This is a genomic window from Nonomuraea mangrovi (assembly GCF_042681425.1).
Taxonomy (GTDB): domain Bacteria; phylum Actinomycetota; class Actinomycetes; order Streptosporangiales; family Streptosporangiaceae; genus Nonomuraea; species Nonomuraea mangrovi.
Window position 1 is genome coordinate 1 of sequence record NZ_JBHUFV010000036.1, and the last position, 14,470, is coordinate 14,470.

The following is a 14,470-nucleotide window of genomic DNA, read 5'->3' on the forward strand; positions in this document are numbered from 1 at the left end:
GAAGGGCGTGTCGGGCGTCTGGAAGGACCTCACCGACAACGTCAACTCGATGGCCAACAACCTGACCTACCAGGTGCGCAACATCGCCCAGGTCACCACCGCCGTCGCCAACGGCGACCTCACCCGCAAGATCGACGTCGACGCCCAGGGCGAGATCCTCGAGCTCAAGTCGACGATGAACACGATGGTGGACCAGCTGTCGTCCTTCGCCTCCGAGGTCACCCGTGTCGCCCGCGAGGTCGGCACCGAGGGACAGCTCGGCGGCCAGGCCCAGGTGCGCGGCGTGTCGGGAGTGTGGAAGGACCTCACGGACAACGTCAACTTCATGGCCAACAACCTGACCAACCAGGTGCGCCAGATCGCCGCCGTCTCCACCGCCGTCGCCCAGGGCAACCTCACCAAGAAGATCACCGTCGACGCCCAGGGCGAGATCCTCCAGCTCAAGGACACCCTCAACACGATGGTGGACCAGCTGTCCTCGTTCGCCGACGAGGTCACCCGCGTCGCCCGCGAGGTCGGCACCGAAGGACAGCTCGGCGGCCAGGCCAGGGTGCAGGGCGTGTCGGGCGTCTGGAAGGACCTCACCGACAACGTCAACTTCATGGCCAACAACCTGACCTACCAGGTGCGCAACATCGCCGAGGTCACGACGTCCGTCGCCAACGGCGACCTGACCCGCAAGATCGACGTCGACGCCCAGGGCGAGATCCTGGCGCTGAAGACCACCATCAACAAGATGGTCGACCAGCTGTCCTCCTTCGCCGACGAGGTCACCCGCGTCGCCCGCGAGGTCGGCACCCAAGGACAGCTCGGCGGCCAGGCGCGGGTCGAAGGCCTCGAAGGCACGTGGAAGCGCCTGACCGAGAGCGTCAACGAGCTGGCCGGCAACCTCACCACGCAGGTCCGCGCCATCGCCACCGTGACGAGCGCCGTCGCACAGGGCGACCTGACCCGGTCGATCGCCGTGGAGGCGCAGGGCGAGCTGGCAGAGCTCAAGGACAACGTCAACTTCATGGTGGCCAACCTGCGCGAGACCACGCAGGCCAACCAGGAGCAGGACTGGCTGAAGTCCAACCTGGCCCGCATCTCGCGCCTCATGCAGGGCCACCGCGACCTCATGGAGGTCGCCAAGCTGATCATGAGCGAGCTGACGCCGCTCGTCTCCGCCCGCTACGGCGCCTTCTACGGCGTCGACACCAGCGGCGAGGAGCACGACCTCATCCTCATCGGCGGCTACGGCGTACGGCCCGACCGCTCGCCGCGCCAGCGCTTCGCCTCGGGAGAGGGCATCGTCGGCCAGGCCGCGATCGAGGGCAGGCCGATCGTCCTCGACGACGTGCCCGCCGGGTTCATCACCATCGACAGCGGGCTCAGTCAGTCCACCCCCGCCCAGATCGTGGTGCTGCCGATCCTGTTCGAGAGCCGCGTGCTCGGCGTGCTGGAGCTGGCCTCCTTCACCAAGTTCGGCGAGGTGCACCTCGACTTCCTGACCCAGCTCGTCGAGACCATCGGTGTGACGATGAACACCATCATCGCCAACTCCCGCACCGAGGACCTGCTGAAGGAGTCGCAGCGCCTGACCCGCGAGCTGCAGGAACGCTCGGACGAGCTCCAGCGCCAGCAGGAGGAGCTGCGCCGGTCCAACTCCGAGCTGGAGGAGAAGGCGGGGCTGCTGGCCAAGCAGAACCGCGCCATCGAGATCCAGAACTTCCAGATCGAGCAGGCCCGCCGGACGCTGGAGGAGCGCGCCGAGCAGCTCGCCGTCTCCTCGCGCTACAAGTCCGAGTTCCTCGCGAACATGTCGCACGAGCTGCGCACCCCGCTCAACAGCCTGCTCGTGCTGGCCAAGCTGCTGACCGAGAACGCCGAGGGCAACCTCACCTCCCAGCAGGTCGAGTTCGCCCGCACGATCCACGGCGCGGGCTCGGCGCTGCTGCAGCTGATCAACGACATGCTCGACCTGTCCAAGGTCGAGGCGGGGCGCATGGACATCCATCCCGCCCAGCTGTCGCTGCCCAAGCTGGTCGACTACGTCGAGGCCGCCTTCGCCCCGCTCGCCCAGGACAAGGGCCTCGCGTTCATCATCGAGGTCGATCCCCGGGTGCCGCAAGAGCTGCGCACCGACGAGCAACGCCTGCAGCAGGTGCTGCGCAACCTACTGTCCAACGCGGTCAAGTTCACCCCGAAGGGCGAGGTACGGCTGCGCGTCGTGCCCGCCCCGCACGAGGTCGACTACGACGACGACACGCTGCGCTCGGCCAACGACCTGATCGCCTTCCAGGTGGTCGACACCGGCATCGGCATCGCGCCCGACAAACTGGAGATCATCTTCGAGGCGTTCCGCCAGGCCGACGGCACCACCAGCCGCAAGTACGGCGGCACGGGCCTCGGCCTGTCGATCTGCCGCGAGATCGCCAGGCTCCTCGGCGGCGAGATCCACGTCGACAGCGAGCTGGGCTCGGGCAGCACGTTCACCCTCTACATGCCGACCGACTACGCGGGCCCGCTGGTCGCCCGTGACGGAGGGGCCGCCCGCAGGCAGGTGCTGACCATGCAGGTCGAGCAGCAGAGCCCGATGGTCGTGCCCGAGCCGCCCATGCCGCTCGACCTGCCGCTGCCCGAGGTGGTCCAGTCGTCCAACGGGAACCAGTGGCAGGGCGACGACCCGCTCAACGGCGCCAAGATCCTCATCGTCGACGACGACATCCGCAACGTGTTCGCGTTGACCAGCGTGCTGGAGCGGCACGGCTCCACGGTCGTCTACGCGGAGAACGGGCGCGAGGGCATCGAGCAACTCGAACGCAACGAGGACGTGGCCCTCGTCCTCATGGACATCATGATGCCGGAGATGGACGGTTGGGCCACGACGTCGGCCATCCGCCGCATGCCGCAGTTCGCCGATCTGCCGATCATCGCGCTGACCGCCAAGGTCATGCGGGGCGACCGGGAGAAGAGCATCGCCTCAGGCGCCTCGGACTACGTGCCCAAGCCGGTCGACGTCGACCAGCTGCTCGAACGGCTGCGTGGCTGGCTCAGCCGCGGGCGGGTGTCCGACTCGGCGGAAGAGGCGTAACACATGGCAGACCGAGCCAAGATCCTCCTGGTCGACGACCGTGAGGAGAACCTCATCGCCCTGGAGGCGATCCTCAGCTCGCTCGACCTGACGCCGGTGCGCGCCAAGTCGGGCGAGGAGGCGCTCAAGGCGCTGCTGGGCACCGAATTCGCGCTGATCCTGCTCGATGTGCGGATGCCCGGCATGGATGGGTTCGAGACCGCCGCCCACATCAAGCGGCGGGAGCGCACCCGCAACATCCCGATCATCTTCCTGACCGTCGTGGACAGCGCCCCCGACTACGCCTTCCGCGGTTATGCCGCGGGCGCCGTCGACTACCTCACCAAACCGTTCGACCCGTGGGTGCTCAGGGCGAAGGTGTCGGTGTTCGTCGAGCTCTACAACATGCACAAGCGGCTGACCGAGCAGGCCTCGCTCCTGCGGGAACGGCTGGCGGGCGAGCTGCCGCCGGGCAGCAGCACGGCCCAGGCGGCCGTGCTGCCGGAGCTGTCGCGGCGGCTGACGGCCGTGGAGGACGAGCTCGACCGGGTGCGCGAACTGGCCAAGAAGTCGGCCGACCCCTCGCTCGCCGCACCCCTGTCGGACCTGTCCGACCGCGTGTCCCACCTCCGGGCCGGCTTCGACGCGCTGGGCTGACCGCCGAGGCCCCCTCGGCGCGTCCGGCTCCCCCGACCTCTTGGGGGAGCCCCCGGGCAGCTCGCCGACCTGCCGCGACCGCGTACCACCATGCTGCTTCTCTGATCGCTCAGGTCCATGGCCGGCGGTCACTGTCCGGACGCAGCGAAGGTGACAGCAGGACCTGCGCCCGATCTGGGCACCATCACTTCGACGGGCGTCGAAAGTCCGGCTGGCGCAGCCCTTCGAGCGGCTCGGCGGCGAACGTACCGGCTCCTCGGGGCTTGGCCTGTCGATTGTGGCGGCCGTGGCCGCCGCCCACGGCGGCCGGCTCGCCCTGCTTGCCCGGCCGGAGGGCGGCCTACGCGTGTCGATCGCCCTTCCGGCCGCGAAGGTGCCGGTGAGGGCGTGAGGATCTTGGTGGTCGAAGACGACGACGCCCTCGCCGAGGTCGTCGCCGAAGGGCTACGCGACCAGGGGATGGCCGTTGACCTGGCCTACGACGGGCTCACCGCCGTCGCCAAGCTGGACCTCACCGCGTATGACGTGGTGCTCCTGGACCGGGACCTCCCCCAGCCTGCACGGCGACACCCTGTGCCAGATGATTACCGACCGGGCGGACCGGCCGATGGTGCTGATGCTGACTGCGGCCAGTGCGCCCGGCGACCGGGTCAGCGGGTTGACCCTGGGCGCGGACGACTATCTTGCCAAGCCCTTCCACTTCCCGGAGCTGATCCTGCGCATCCAGGCGCTGTGCCCGCCGCAAACCGGACGCGCGACCCCGCATGCTGCACGTGGCCGGGATCGCGCTGGACCCGGTACGCCGCACCGCCGTTCGCGACGGGCGGCAACTTGACCTCTCAGTGAAGGAGTTCGCCGTGCTCGAGGCGCTGCTGCGGGCAAGCCCGGGCTTCCTGAGCACCGAAACCCTGCTCGAGCAGGTATGGGACGAAAACGCCGACAGTTTCACCAACACCGTGACGGTCACGGTGGGCAGGCTGCGGCGCAAGCTCGGCGACCCGCCGCTCATTGCGACGGCTCGAGGAGTCGGCTACCGGATCACTTGATCAACGACCTGCGGCGGTACCTGGGCGAACCGGACCGGCCGACGCACGGATCTCGGCAGAAGCGCGCATCGGCCAACCGAGGTCATCTCGGCCGCGGTTCATGGAGGGTGGCTCGATGCCCGCTGCAGCACCACACCTACCTCCGCTCTTGACGAATCAAATGAACGAATTTTTAATTCGTTTATGGGGCGTATCGCGGGCGTTACGGCCGCCGAAACGCGCGAGCGGTTGTTGCACGCGGCCGCCGACGTCTTCGCCCAGCGCGGGTACGACGGCACGCGGGTGGCCGACATCGCCGCGGCCGCGGGGGTGAGCAACGGCGCGCTGTACGCACACTTCGGTTCCAAGGCCGAGCTGCTCGTGGCCGCGCTGCGCGCGCACGGCCCGCGGCTGCTCGCCGACCTGCTCGCCGCCGATCCCGACCGGTCCATCACCGACCTGCTCCTCGTCATCGGCCGCCGGCTCCCCCGCCGCCGCGACGCCCACGGCTACCTCATCGTCGAAGCGCTGGTGGCGGCCCGTCGCGACGAGGACGTCGCCCTGCCGATGCGCGACTACGTCGGCGAACGCGCCGACTGGCTCTCGGGACTCGTCCACGTCGCCCAGACCGGTGGCGAACTCGACCCCGCGCTGTCACCGAACGCGCTCGCCCACTTCTGCCTCCTGCTCGCGATAGGCAGCGCCCTCGTCCCGCCCGACCTGCACGCGGTCGACGACGAGGAGTGGACCGCGTTGCTCACCCGCGTCGTGGCCGCCCTCGCCCCTGCCGACACCACAGCACAGAGGGGAGCACCGCAATGAAAGTGAAGATCGATCCCGGACGATGCCAGGGGCACGGCCGCTGCTACGACCTCGCGCCCAGTCTGTTCGGCGAGGACGAGGAGGGCTACGGCAAGGTCGTCGGCGACGGCGTCGTGCCCCCGGGCGAGGAGCAGCCGGCGCGGCTGGCCGTGTCCAACTGTCCTGAGAGAGCCATCGAGATCCTCTAGGAGCCGTGACATGACCGTCGACGACCGCTTCAACGAGCAGGGGTTCGAGGACGGGCTCCGCGACCGCTCCCTCGGCGCGCGCAGCGAGGTCATCACCGGCCCGGTCTTGGACTGGGCGACCGACTTCTCCCACGCCGAGCCCGAGTGGGCGGCCGACCCGTACCCCATCCAGGACGATCTGCGGCAGCGCTGTCCGATCGCCCACACCGAGCGGTTCGGCGGTGGATGGCTGCCGACCCGCTACGAGGACGTCGCGGCCATCGCCTACGACACCGAGCGCTTCTCCTCCCGTTCGATCATCGTGAGCAACGTCCGGCCGCCGCGCGAGCTGGCACCGGTGGGCGCGGTGCCACCGATCTCCTCCGATCCGCCGTTCCACCACGACGCGCGCAAGCTGCTCCTTCCGGTCTTCACCAAGACGGCGGTCGCCACGCGGGAGCGGGCGACGCGGGCGTTCTGCCACTCGCTCATCGACGCGCTGGAGGGGCAGGACGTCGTCGACGCCGCCCGCGACTACGCCCAGCACATCCCGATGCGCGTCATCGCCGACATGCTCGGCTTCCCGCCCGAGGACGGGCCGCAGTTCCGCGAGTTCGTCGAGAACGCGCTCGAAGGCGTCGACCTGCCGCCGGAGGAGCGCGTCACGCGGGTGGAGAAGCTGTTCACCTACCTGCTCGCGCAGATCAGGGACCACGTCGACCACCCGCGCGACGACCTCACCACCTACCTGATCAACGCCGAGCTGTACGGCAGGAAGCTGGAGCCGTCGCACGTGGCGGGCACGATGTCCCTGCTGCTCATCGCCGGAATCGACACGACATGGAGCGCGATCGGCGCCTCGCTGTGGCACCTGGCCAGGACGCCGTCCGACCGCGAGCGCCTGGTGGCCGAGCCCGGCCTGCTGCCTACCGCGATGGAGGAGCTCCTGCGGGCCTACGCGCCGGTCACGATGGCGCGGCTGGTCAGGGACGACATGCACTGGCGCGGGGTCGACATGAAGGCCGACGACTGGATCCTGCTGTCGTTCCCCGCCGCCAATCGTGACCCCGCGCAGTTCGACCTGGCTGACGAGGTCGTCATCGACCGGGAGGTCAACCGGCACGCCGCGTTCGGCCTCGGCATCCACCGTTGCGTCGGTTCGCACCTCGCCCGCATGGAGCTCCGGGTCGCCCTGGAGGTCTGGCTGGAACGGGTCCCGGCGTTCAGCCTCGAGGATCCGGCGGCCGTGACCTGGTCCACAGGCCAGGTCCGGGGACCGCGCACGCTCCCGCTCCGCGTCGGCTGACCGTGCCGAGGGCCCGGCGAGCACCGCCTCGTCCTTCTGGCGGGTCTGGAGAACCGCTGGCCAGGCGCCGTTCCGCACTCGCCAGTGGATCCCGTCGATCAACTGGCGCCTGCTGAACGACGACGGCCGTCCCGGCCGCTTGTCGATCCAGACCGGCCCCGCCCCGGCAGTCCGGGCTCGCACGCAGCGGGCTTCGATACAGGTCCTCTAGCGGCGGGCGCGCTCCAGCGCGTCCCAGAAGCCGCGTCGCAGCGCGTGCCGTACCTCGTCGTGCAGCAGGAAGTCGATCGGTAGCGAGGATCCCTGCAGCAGGCGCGCCTCCAGGTCGGACGGCATGCGCGGTTTGCGAGCCAGCACCGCCTCCAGCCACAGCGCGGGCGCGTCGCGGGCGACCGACTCGCCGAAGTCGTGCCCTTCCTTGTGCGCCGCCTTCACCGCGTCGGCCAGCGTGGTCGCCGCGCCGGTGGCGGTCGCGGGGGCGGGGGCGACGGGCGCGGGCTGCGGGCCCGTGTAGGGGCCGAGCTGTGTGGGCTGGTAGGTGCCGCCGCCGGCGGGCGAGGGGAACTGGCTGGTGCTCTGCGTCGGCCCCGTCGGGCTGTGCGAGACGGTCGGCGCGGCCGGCGCGGGCTGCGGCTGCGGAGGGGCGGGCTGCGGGGGCGGCGCGAGCGGCGGTGCCTGCGGCGCGGACTGCGGCTCCGGCTGGTAGCTGGGATAGGCGGACAGTGCGGGCTGCGGGGGCGTCTGCGCCCGGCTGGGAGCGGGCGTGGCGGCGGGGGTGACGGGCGGCAGCGGCTGGCTCTGCGTGGGAGCGTTCGCCAGGTGGGAGGCGTGACTGCCGGACTGCACAGGCGGCACGGATGGCACGGACGGCGCGGACGGCTGGAGCAGCGGCGACGGGGACAGAGGTGAGGGGGCGGGGGTCGGCGGCAGCGCGTGGGAGGCCTGGCCGTTGCTGACGGGCTGGACGCCGTTGGACGCCTCGGTGAAGCCCGAGACGAGGTTGACGTAGGGACGCAGGTGGCCGCCGCCGATCTCGATGAGGTCGTCGCTCTCCTGGCGCAGCGACCGCGACACCGCCCAGCCGCCGTCGGCGGTGATGTGGACGACGGTGACGCGGATGCCGAGATCCTGGGCGTCACAGACCACCTGGGTGAGGTCCTCGTCGCCGCTGACCACGACCGCGTCGCAGATCGCGCTGTTGCGGGCGAGCGTCATCAGGTCGCGGTGCACCTGTGCGTCGACGCCCTCACGGCGGCCAGGCCTGATGCGCGACAGGCGGAGCTTCAGCCCCGGGATGTCGGCGAGCACGTCGTGCTCCGGCGTGCGCCTGCCCTCGACGGTCGCTTCGTACCAGTAGCAGCGCAGCAGCGGCAATCCGGTGCGCTCGCGCGACAGGTTGGTCATCAGTTGCAGGAGGCCCGGATAGTCCCACGAGACGGCTTCGCGATGGCGGGTCCCATGCACGGCCATCGCGCCGTCGGCCAGCAGATAGCCAGCGTCGACGAACAGCGCGCAGCGATCCACTGACACCGCCCCTTTCTCCAGGCCCGACCCCTACCGGCTCTGCACCGCCAGAGCCGGACTCGGCGGCCCTCTCTCAGGGTAATGAAGCATCTGATCGTTGGAGGGTGAATCCCGGCGAATCGGCGGGACGCCAGCGGATTCACGCAGACCGTACCAGTTTGTCCTGTTCTCGGTCACGACCGCGCCGGTACGCTCACGGCCGCCACGCCGAAGAGCACGACATCGCGTTTCGTGGAGATCTTCAGCGTAGGACGGTCCGCCAGCGTGGCCCTGAACGAGTCGACATCGACGCCGAATGTCATCCCCGTCGCGCCGTTGGAGGAGCTGTCGAAGACGTTGCCCGCATCGTGGTCGCCGCTCTCGGAGACGCCCGCCGACACCCGGTCTCCCCGGAGGTCGGCGTCGCCCTCCCAGGTCACCAGCTCGATGTCGGCGGGGCTCGCCGCGGGGATCAGCCCGCTCAGTGGCAGTTCGAGGAGCGGTTCCTCGGCGCCGACGACCGTGGCCGCGTCCAGGACCACCGCCTGGCTGTACGGCCTGCCCGGATCGGTCGCGATCACCACCAGGCTCCATCCGGCGTGCTCGGAGACCCCCTCCCGCATCGGCGCGTCGGCGGCCCACCACGCCCCCGTGCGCGGGGTGTCGCTGACCAGGTCCGTCACGTCGGCGAAGGCCTGGTAGCCGGGCCCCGTGGGCAGTTCCCTCTCCGTGACCTCGTCAGGAAGGACCGTCCGGTAGCGCCTGGCCCCCGCCGCCCTGAACTTGATCGGGCCCGCCTGTTTCACGCTGCCCGACCAGTAGAGCCCCGCCCAGACGACCTGGCCTCCGTCGGGCATCTCCAGGCGGGCGCCGCTGGAGGACTTCGTCGACGCCACGCCGTCGGCGTCGAGGGCCACCATCGGCCACAGGTCGTTGTCGCGCCTGCCACGTTCCCTCCGCTGCCGCGTCTCTCCGCAGCCCTCGCGCTCGTCAGGGCAGGTCAGCAGCGTGTTGCCGACCGCCCTGACGACGACCTTGCCGTCGGTGGCGAACCGCGCGGGCGCCCCCTCGGCGCGCACCCCCGCGCTGGCGCTCGCGGAGACGCTGACCTCGCCGGACGAGATCCGTACGGCGGGGCCCCCTCCCTCAGGTGCGTGGGCGGCCACCTCGACGCGCAGGAAGACGGCCGTCGCCCTGCCCGCGGCCAGCGGGCCCCTGACGCACCTGGCCCCGCCGCCCTGCGGCTCGCACGACCAGCCGTCGACCGTGCCGACGGGGTCGACCGTGCCGGCCGCGTTGCCTCGGGCCCCGGCCGGGACCAGCGTGACACCCTCCGGCAGGTCGACCAGCGCGACGAGCTCCTCGCTCGCCGCCTTCCCGTTGTTGCGCAGCCGTACCGCGACGATGCCTGGCTCGGACTTGACCAGGGCGCCGAGCGGCTGGATCGAGGCGCGGAGCCTGGAGGCGCCCTGCCGATCGGAGGGGACGGCCGCCTCCACGGGCGGCGGCACCAGCCGGGGGCTGGGTCTCGCCCCCGTCCGCGAGGGCTCGGGGTCGGGCCGCACGAGCGGATGTTGCGGGACGACCGTCGGGAGCGCCCGGGGCGGTGGCAGGGGTTTGTCGTCGGAGGCCGGCATCAGCACGGCGGCCGTCGCGACCGCCACCGTGACGCCGCCCGCCAGCGCCACCTGCCGGCTCTTGGGCGCCCGCCTGATCCAGGCGAGCGCGTAGAGCAGGCCGCCACCTCCCGTCACGCCCGCCTTGGCAAGGCCCGCGACGTAGGCGGCGTAGAAGGGGCCGACGAACAGGGGACCGACGGTGACGCGCAGGCCCTGGTCGACGTCGGTCAGCTCGAGGAAGACCGCGCGGCATTCGCCGCACTCGCCGATGTGCTCGTCGACGGCCCTGCCGTCGCGCCTGGCCAGCCCGCCCCGCACGTGGGCGCCCATCTTGCCGAGCACCGGCCTGCACGCCTGGTGCGGCGCCCCCGCCAGGTGCATCTGCAGGTACGCCTGGCGCAGCCCTTCCCTGGCCCGGTAGGCCAGCGCGGCCACGCCGTTGGCCGACAGGCCGAGCAGCGGGGCCACGTCGGCGGGCCTGGCGTTCTCCACCTCGGTGTGCCACAGCACGAGCCGCCACCGCTCGGGCAGTGACAGGAACGCCCTGGCGATCAGCGACTTCTCCAGACCGGTGAGCGCGGGATCGATGAAGGGCACCCCGGGGTCGAACACCTCGATCCGTCCCGTGGCCACCTGGCGGCTCTCCACGCGGTCCCTGTCGTAGACCGTGCGGCGCACGACCGTCAGCAGGTACGGCCTGAAGGCCACCTCGGGCCCTCCACCGCGCCCCACCAATTCGATGATCTTGGTGAAGGACTCCGCGACCACGTCCTCGACGACGTCGTCTCCGTTGACCATCTGGCGGGCGAGAGAGCGGGCGGCGCCGACGTGACGCGTCCAGAGCTCTCCGAACGCGCTCGCGTTGCCCGCGCGAGCCGATTCAAGGAGATCCGCATCACTTTGCGGCGATTCGACACTCATAGTTACCTCACGATTACCTGGAGTTGCCACGCGAATCATTCCGCATTCCGCGTCATGACTAACTCCAAAGACCGTCTTTGGCTGTGAGGCGTCTTCGAGAGGAGGAGTGGCGCTTCCTGAAGACGCGCCGCGCATCAGATGGACGGAAGGAATCCAGGGGTCTTGGCGCCCGGTGGCGCCAAGAGAGCATGGCCGCGGGCTGGGCGGTGCCCGACGACTGGTGGACGCCGGCCGTCGAGCAGGCTGGGCGACCTGCGCTGCGAGGACCCGCTCACCGGCCTGGTCAGCCTCGCCTACCTGCGCACCAGGCCGGCCGAGATCTACCGCGAGGGCACCGCCCGGCTGCGGCCGGAGGGCGTCGTCGACGTCATCGCCCTCCCCGGTCGCTATCGGGACGCGCCGGCGACTTTAAGCTTGTGGACATGACTGACCGCGAGAACCTGCTGGCCGAGATCCTCAAGAAGGCCGTCGTGCACGGCAAGGTCGTGCTCTCCTCGGGCATGGAGGCCGACTTCTACCTCGACCTGCGGCGGATCACGCTCGACGGGGTGGCCGCACCGCTCGTCGGAAGGGTCATGCTCGACCTCACGGCCGACCTCGACTACGACGCGGTCGGCGGCCTCACCCTCGGCGCCGACCCGGTCGCGGGGGCCATGCTGCACGCGGCCGCGGCGCGGGGCCGTACCCTCGACGCCTTCGTGGTGCGCAAGGCGCAGAAGTCGCACGGCATGCAGCGCAGGATCGAAGGCCCCGACATCGAGGGCCGCAGGGTCCTCGTCGTCGAGGACACCTCCACCACCGGCGGCTCGCCGCTGACCGCCGTCGCGGCGGCGCGGGAGGCGGGCGCGCACGTCGTCGCCGTCGCCACCATCGTCGAGCGGGGCGCGGCGGGCAAGATGGCCGAGGAGGGCATCGAGTACCTCAGCGCGTTCACCCTCCAGGACCTGGGGCTGAACGCGTGACGGAGAACGTCTCCCGCTGACCCGCCTTGCCCGCCGGGCGGGGCGTGCCGTTCACGGTGATCTCGACCGTGCCCGCGTCCTCGACTGCGACGTCGAGCTCGGCGTCGAAGAAGGAGATCCGCTCGCCGCCGCTCAGGTCACGGTCGTTGAGCACGTCGCCGCCCGGCACCCGTACCAGCACCGGAGGGCACGCCTCGGCCGTGCACACGATGGAGAGCGTCGGCACCTTCGCCGTCGCCGTGGCCGACTCCTCCGGCGTCGCGGACGGTCGCGGCGTGGGGGCAGCGGCGGACAGCGTGCCCACGAGCGCGCGGGCCCCGGCGAGGACAAGGGCCACCAGCAGGACGACCCCCAGGCCGATCAACGCCAGGCGAGCCATCCCCATCGGATCGGATCGATGCCGTCCCACAAGGGGGAGGGTAGCCAACGGGGTGGCCGCCCTCCGAGTGGCATCACGGAATGCGGTGGTGTTTGCCCTGCGGCTCGGGAACCTTGCGGCCGCCTGCCCTGCGGCTCTTCACGACCTCGATGATGATCGGGATCACCGAGATGAGCACGATGAGGAAGACACCGGGCAGGATGTACTTGTCGATCTTGTCGGGGTCGACCTGGTTGCCCAGGAAGTGGCCGATGAACAGCATGCTCTCGACCCACAGGAACCCGCCGACGACGTTCCAGACGAAGAACCTGCGCGCGGGCATCTCGAGCACGCCCGCCACCGGGTTCATGAACGTGCGGACGATCGGCACGAACCGCGCGATCATCACGGCCTTGGCGGGGCCGAACTTCTCGAAGTAGTACTCGGCCTTCTCGACGTACTCGCGCTTGAACAGCCGCGAATCAGGCTTGTCGAACAGCCTGCGCCCGACCTTCGCGCCTATCAGGTGCCCCAGCTGCGCCCCCGCCACCGCGCACAACGGCGTGCCGATGACCAGCACGGGGAACGACAGCGGCTCGATGCCGATGCCCTTGGCCGCCGCCGCGGAACTGAAGATGCCCGCGGCCACCAGCAGCGAGTCGCCCGGCAGGAAGAAGCCGATCAGCAGACCCGTCTCCGCGAAGATGATGGCGAGCACGCCGATCGTCGCGAAGGCGCCGAGCATGGTGAGCCACCACTGCGGGTCCACGAGGTCAAGGATCGATTCCACGGGCAGAGCCTACCTGGCAGGCGGCCACCGACGGGCGTGCGTTGTCACTACCCCAGCGGGTAGGGAGCCGGAATACTGGGCACCGCGAAGCCAAAAGACATTCCAGGGAGATGAACCATGCCTATCGCTACTCCAGAGGTCTACGCCGAGATGCTCGACCGGGCCAAAGCGGGCGGGTTCGCCTACCCGGCGATCAACGTGACCTCATCGCAGACCTTGAACGCGGCCCTCCGCGGATTCGCCGAGGCCGAGAGCGACGGAATCATCCAGGTGTCCACCGGTGGCGCCGAGTTCCTGTCCGGCACCACGGTGAAGGACATGGTCACCGGATCGGTGGCGCTCGCCGAATACGCGAGGGTGGTGGCCAAGAACTACCCGGTGACCGTGGCGCTGCACACCGACCACTGTCCCAAGGACAAGCTCGACGGGTTCATGCGGCCGCTGATCGAGCTGTCGCTCCAGCGCGGCGGCGACCCCATCTTCAACTCCCACATGTGGGACGGCTCCGCCGTACCGCTGGAGGAGAACCTGTCGATCGCGCGCGAACTCCTGGAGAAGTGCCACCGCGCGAACATCATCATGGAGATGGAGATCGGCGTCGTCGGCGGCGAGGAGGACGGCGTCGTCGGCGAGATCAACGAGAAGCTGTACACGACCGCCGAGGACGCCCTGGCCACCGCCGAGGCCGTCGGCATCGGCGACCGGGGCCGCTACATGCTCGCCGCGACCTTCGGCAACGTGCACGGCGTCTACAAGCCCGGTCACGTCAAGCTGCGCCCGTCGGTGCTCAAGGAGATCCAGGACGCGGTCGGCGCCAAGTACGGCAAGGAGAAGCCGTTCGACCTGGTCTTCCACGGCGGCTCCGGATCGCACCTCGAGGAGATCCACGAGGCGATCTCCTACGGCGTGGTGAAGATGAACATCGACACCGACACGCAGTACGCGTTCACCCGCCCGGTCGCGGACCACATGTTCCGCAACTACGACGGGGTGCTGAAGGTCGACGGGGACGTCGGCAACAAGAAGGCCTACGACCCCCGCTCGTACGGCAAGTCGGCCGAGGCGGGCATGGCGGCTCGCGTCGTCCAGGCCTGCCAGGACCTCATGTCGGCGGGAACGAAGCTCTGACCGCACGGGCCCTCGCGCGCTCCGCGGGTGAGGGCCCATGCTTCTTCGTGCGGGGAGCCGGCTCCCCGCACCACGGACGCCCGACCCGGCGCCCCGGACACGCCGGACACGCCGCCTGGTTCTCTGGACACGCCGGACGTCGCCTGGCGGCCCTGGGCGC

Annotated in this window: 12 protein-coding genes and 1 pseudogene; 9 read left to right on the forward strand and 4 right to left on the reverse strand. The window is 70.3% G+C overall.

The genetic code is table 11. The features are described from left to right. From ACFSKW_RS24940 to ACFSKW_RS24970, 7 genes and pseudogenes are all read left to right on the forward strand, one after another. Positions 1 to 3,073: HAMP domain-containing protein (locus ACFSKW_RS24940; RefSeq protein WP_379574819.1), on the forward strand; the 3,073-nt coding region annotated here is incomplete at its 5' end. Between the two features lie 3 nt (positions 3,074 to 3,076). Next, the gene (locus ACFSKW_RS24945) at positions 3,077 to 3,709 is read left to right on the forward strand and encodes a response regulator (RefSeq protein ID WP_379574820.1); all 633 of its coding nucleotides are present in this window, start codon (positions 3,077 to 3,079) and stop codon (positions 3,707 to 3,709) included. Positions 3,710 to 3,920: 211 nt separating this feature from the next. Next, complete coding sequence (locus tag ACFSKW_RS24950) at positions 3,921 to 4,100, forward strand: ATP-binding protein (protein ID WP_379575001.1); 180 nt, start codon at positions 3,921 to 3,923, stop codon at positions 4,098 to 4,100. Continuing rightward, positions 4,097 to 4,755 (forward strand): annotated as a pseudogene (locus ACFSKW_RS24955) (response regulator transcription factor). The gene ACFSKW_RS24950 and the pseudogene ACFSKW_RS24955 overlap by 4 nt, the downstream one beginning before the upstream one ends. A gap of 183 nt (positions 4,756 to 4,938) precedes the next feature. Beyond that, on the forward strand, positions 4,939 to 5,556 hold the full coding sequence (locus ACFSKW_RS24960) for a TetR family transcriptional regulator (protein ID WP_379574821.1): 618 nt from the start codon (positions 4,939 to 4,941) through the stop codon (positions 5,554 to 5,556). Continuing rightward, positions 5,553 to 5,744 (forward strand): ferredoxin, encoded by a 192-nt coding sequence (locus ACFSKW_RS24965; protein ID WP_379574822.1) that lies wholly within the window; start codon positions 5,553 to 5,555, stop codon positions 5,742 to 5,744. The genes ACFSKW_RS24960 and ACFSKW_RS24965 overlap by 4 nt, the downstream gene beginning before the upstream one ends. A 10-nt stretch (positions 5,745 to 5,754) precedes the next feature. Then, on the forward strand, positions 5,755 to 7,029 hold the full coding sequence (locus ACFSKW_RS24970) for a cytochrome P450 (protein ID WP_379574823.1): 1,275 nt from the start codon (positions 5,755 to 5,757) through the stop codon (positions 7,027 to 7,029). 207 nt (positions 7,030 to 7,236) lie between these two features. Here the strand turns inward: ACFSKW_RS24970 and ACFSKW_RS24975 are convergent, their stop codons facing one another. Together ACFSKW_RS24975 and ACFSKW_RS24980 are read right to left on the reverse strand one after the other, a co-directional pair. Continuing rightward, positions 7,237 to 8,553, reverse strand: coding sequence for an NYN domain-containing protein (locus ACFSKW_RS24975; RefSeq protein WP_379575002.1), 1,317 nt, complete (start codon positions 8,551 to 8,553; stop codon positions 7,237 to 7,239). A gap of 173 nt (positions 8,554 to 8,726) precedes the next feature. Continuing rightward, a complete protein-coding gene (locus ACFSKW_RS24980; RefSeq protein ID WP_379574824.1) occupies positions 8,727 to 11,207 on the reverse strand; it encodes a sigma factor in 2,481 nt (826 codons plus the stop codon). A 287-nt stretch (positions 11,208 to 11,494) separates the two neighbouring features. On the opposite strand from ACFSKW_RS24980, the gene ACFSKW_RS24985 reads away from it, so the two are divergent. After that, the gene (locus ACFSKW_RS24985) at positions 11,495 to 12,034 is read left to right on the forward strand and encodes an orotate phosphoribosyltransferase (protein ID WP_379574825.1); all 540 of its coding nucleotides are present in this window, start codon (positions 11,495 to 11,497) and stop codon (positions 12,032 to 12,034) included. Here ACFSKW_RS24985 and ACFSKW_RS24990 read toward each other — a convergent pair. Both ACFSKW_RS24990 and ACFSKW_RS24995 read right to left on the reverse strand, forming a co-directional pair. Continuing rightward, entirely contained in the window at positions 12,003 to 12,443 is a 441-nt protein-coding gene (locus tag ACFSKW_RS24990; protein ID WP_379574826.1) for a hypothetical protein, read from the reverse strand. The genes ACFSKW_RS24985 and ACFSKW_RS24990 overlap by 32 nt on opposite strands. A gap of 43 nt (positions 12,444 to 12,486) precedes the next feature. Further along, positions 12,487 to 13,182, reverse strand: coding sequence for a DedA family protein (locus ACFSKW_RS24995; RefSeq protein ID WP_379574827.1), 696 nt, complete (start codon positions 13,180 to 13,182; stop codon positions 12,487 to 12,489). Between the two features lie 117 nt (positions 13,183 to 13,299). On the opposite strand from ACFSKW_RS24995, the gene fbaA reads away from it, so the two are divergent. Next, positions 13,300 to 14,310 carry a class II fructose-bisphosphate aldolase gene (gene fbaA / locus ACFSKW_RS25000; protein ID WP_379574828.1) on the forward strand — a complete coding sequence of 337 codons (1,011 nt, stop codon included), beginning with the start codon at positions 13,300 to 13,302 and terminating at the stop codon, positions 14,308 to 14,310. The last annotated feature ends 160 nt before the right edge of the window (positions 14,311 to 14,470 follow it).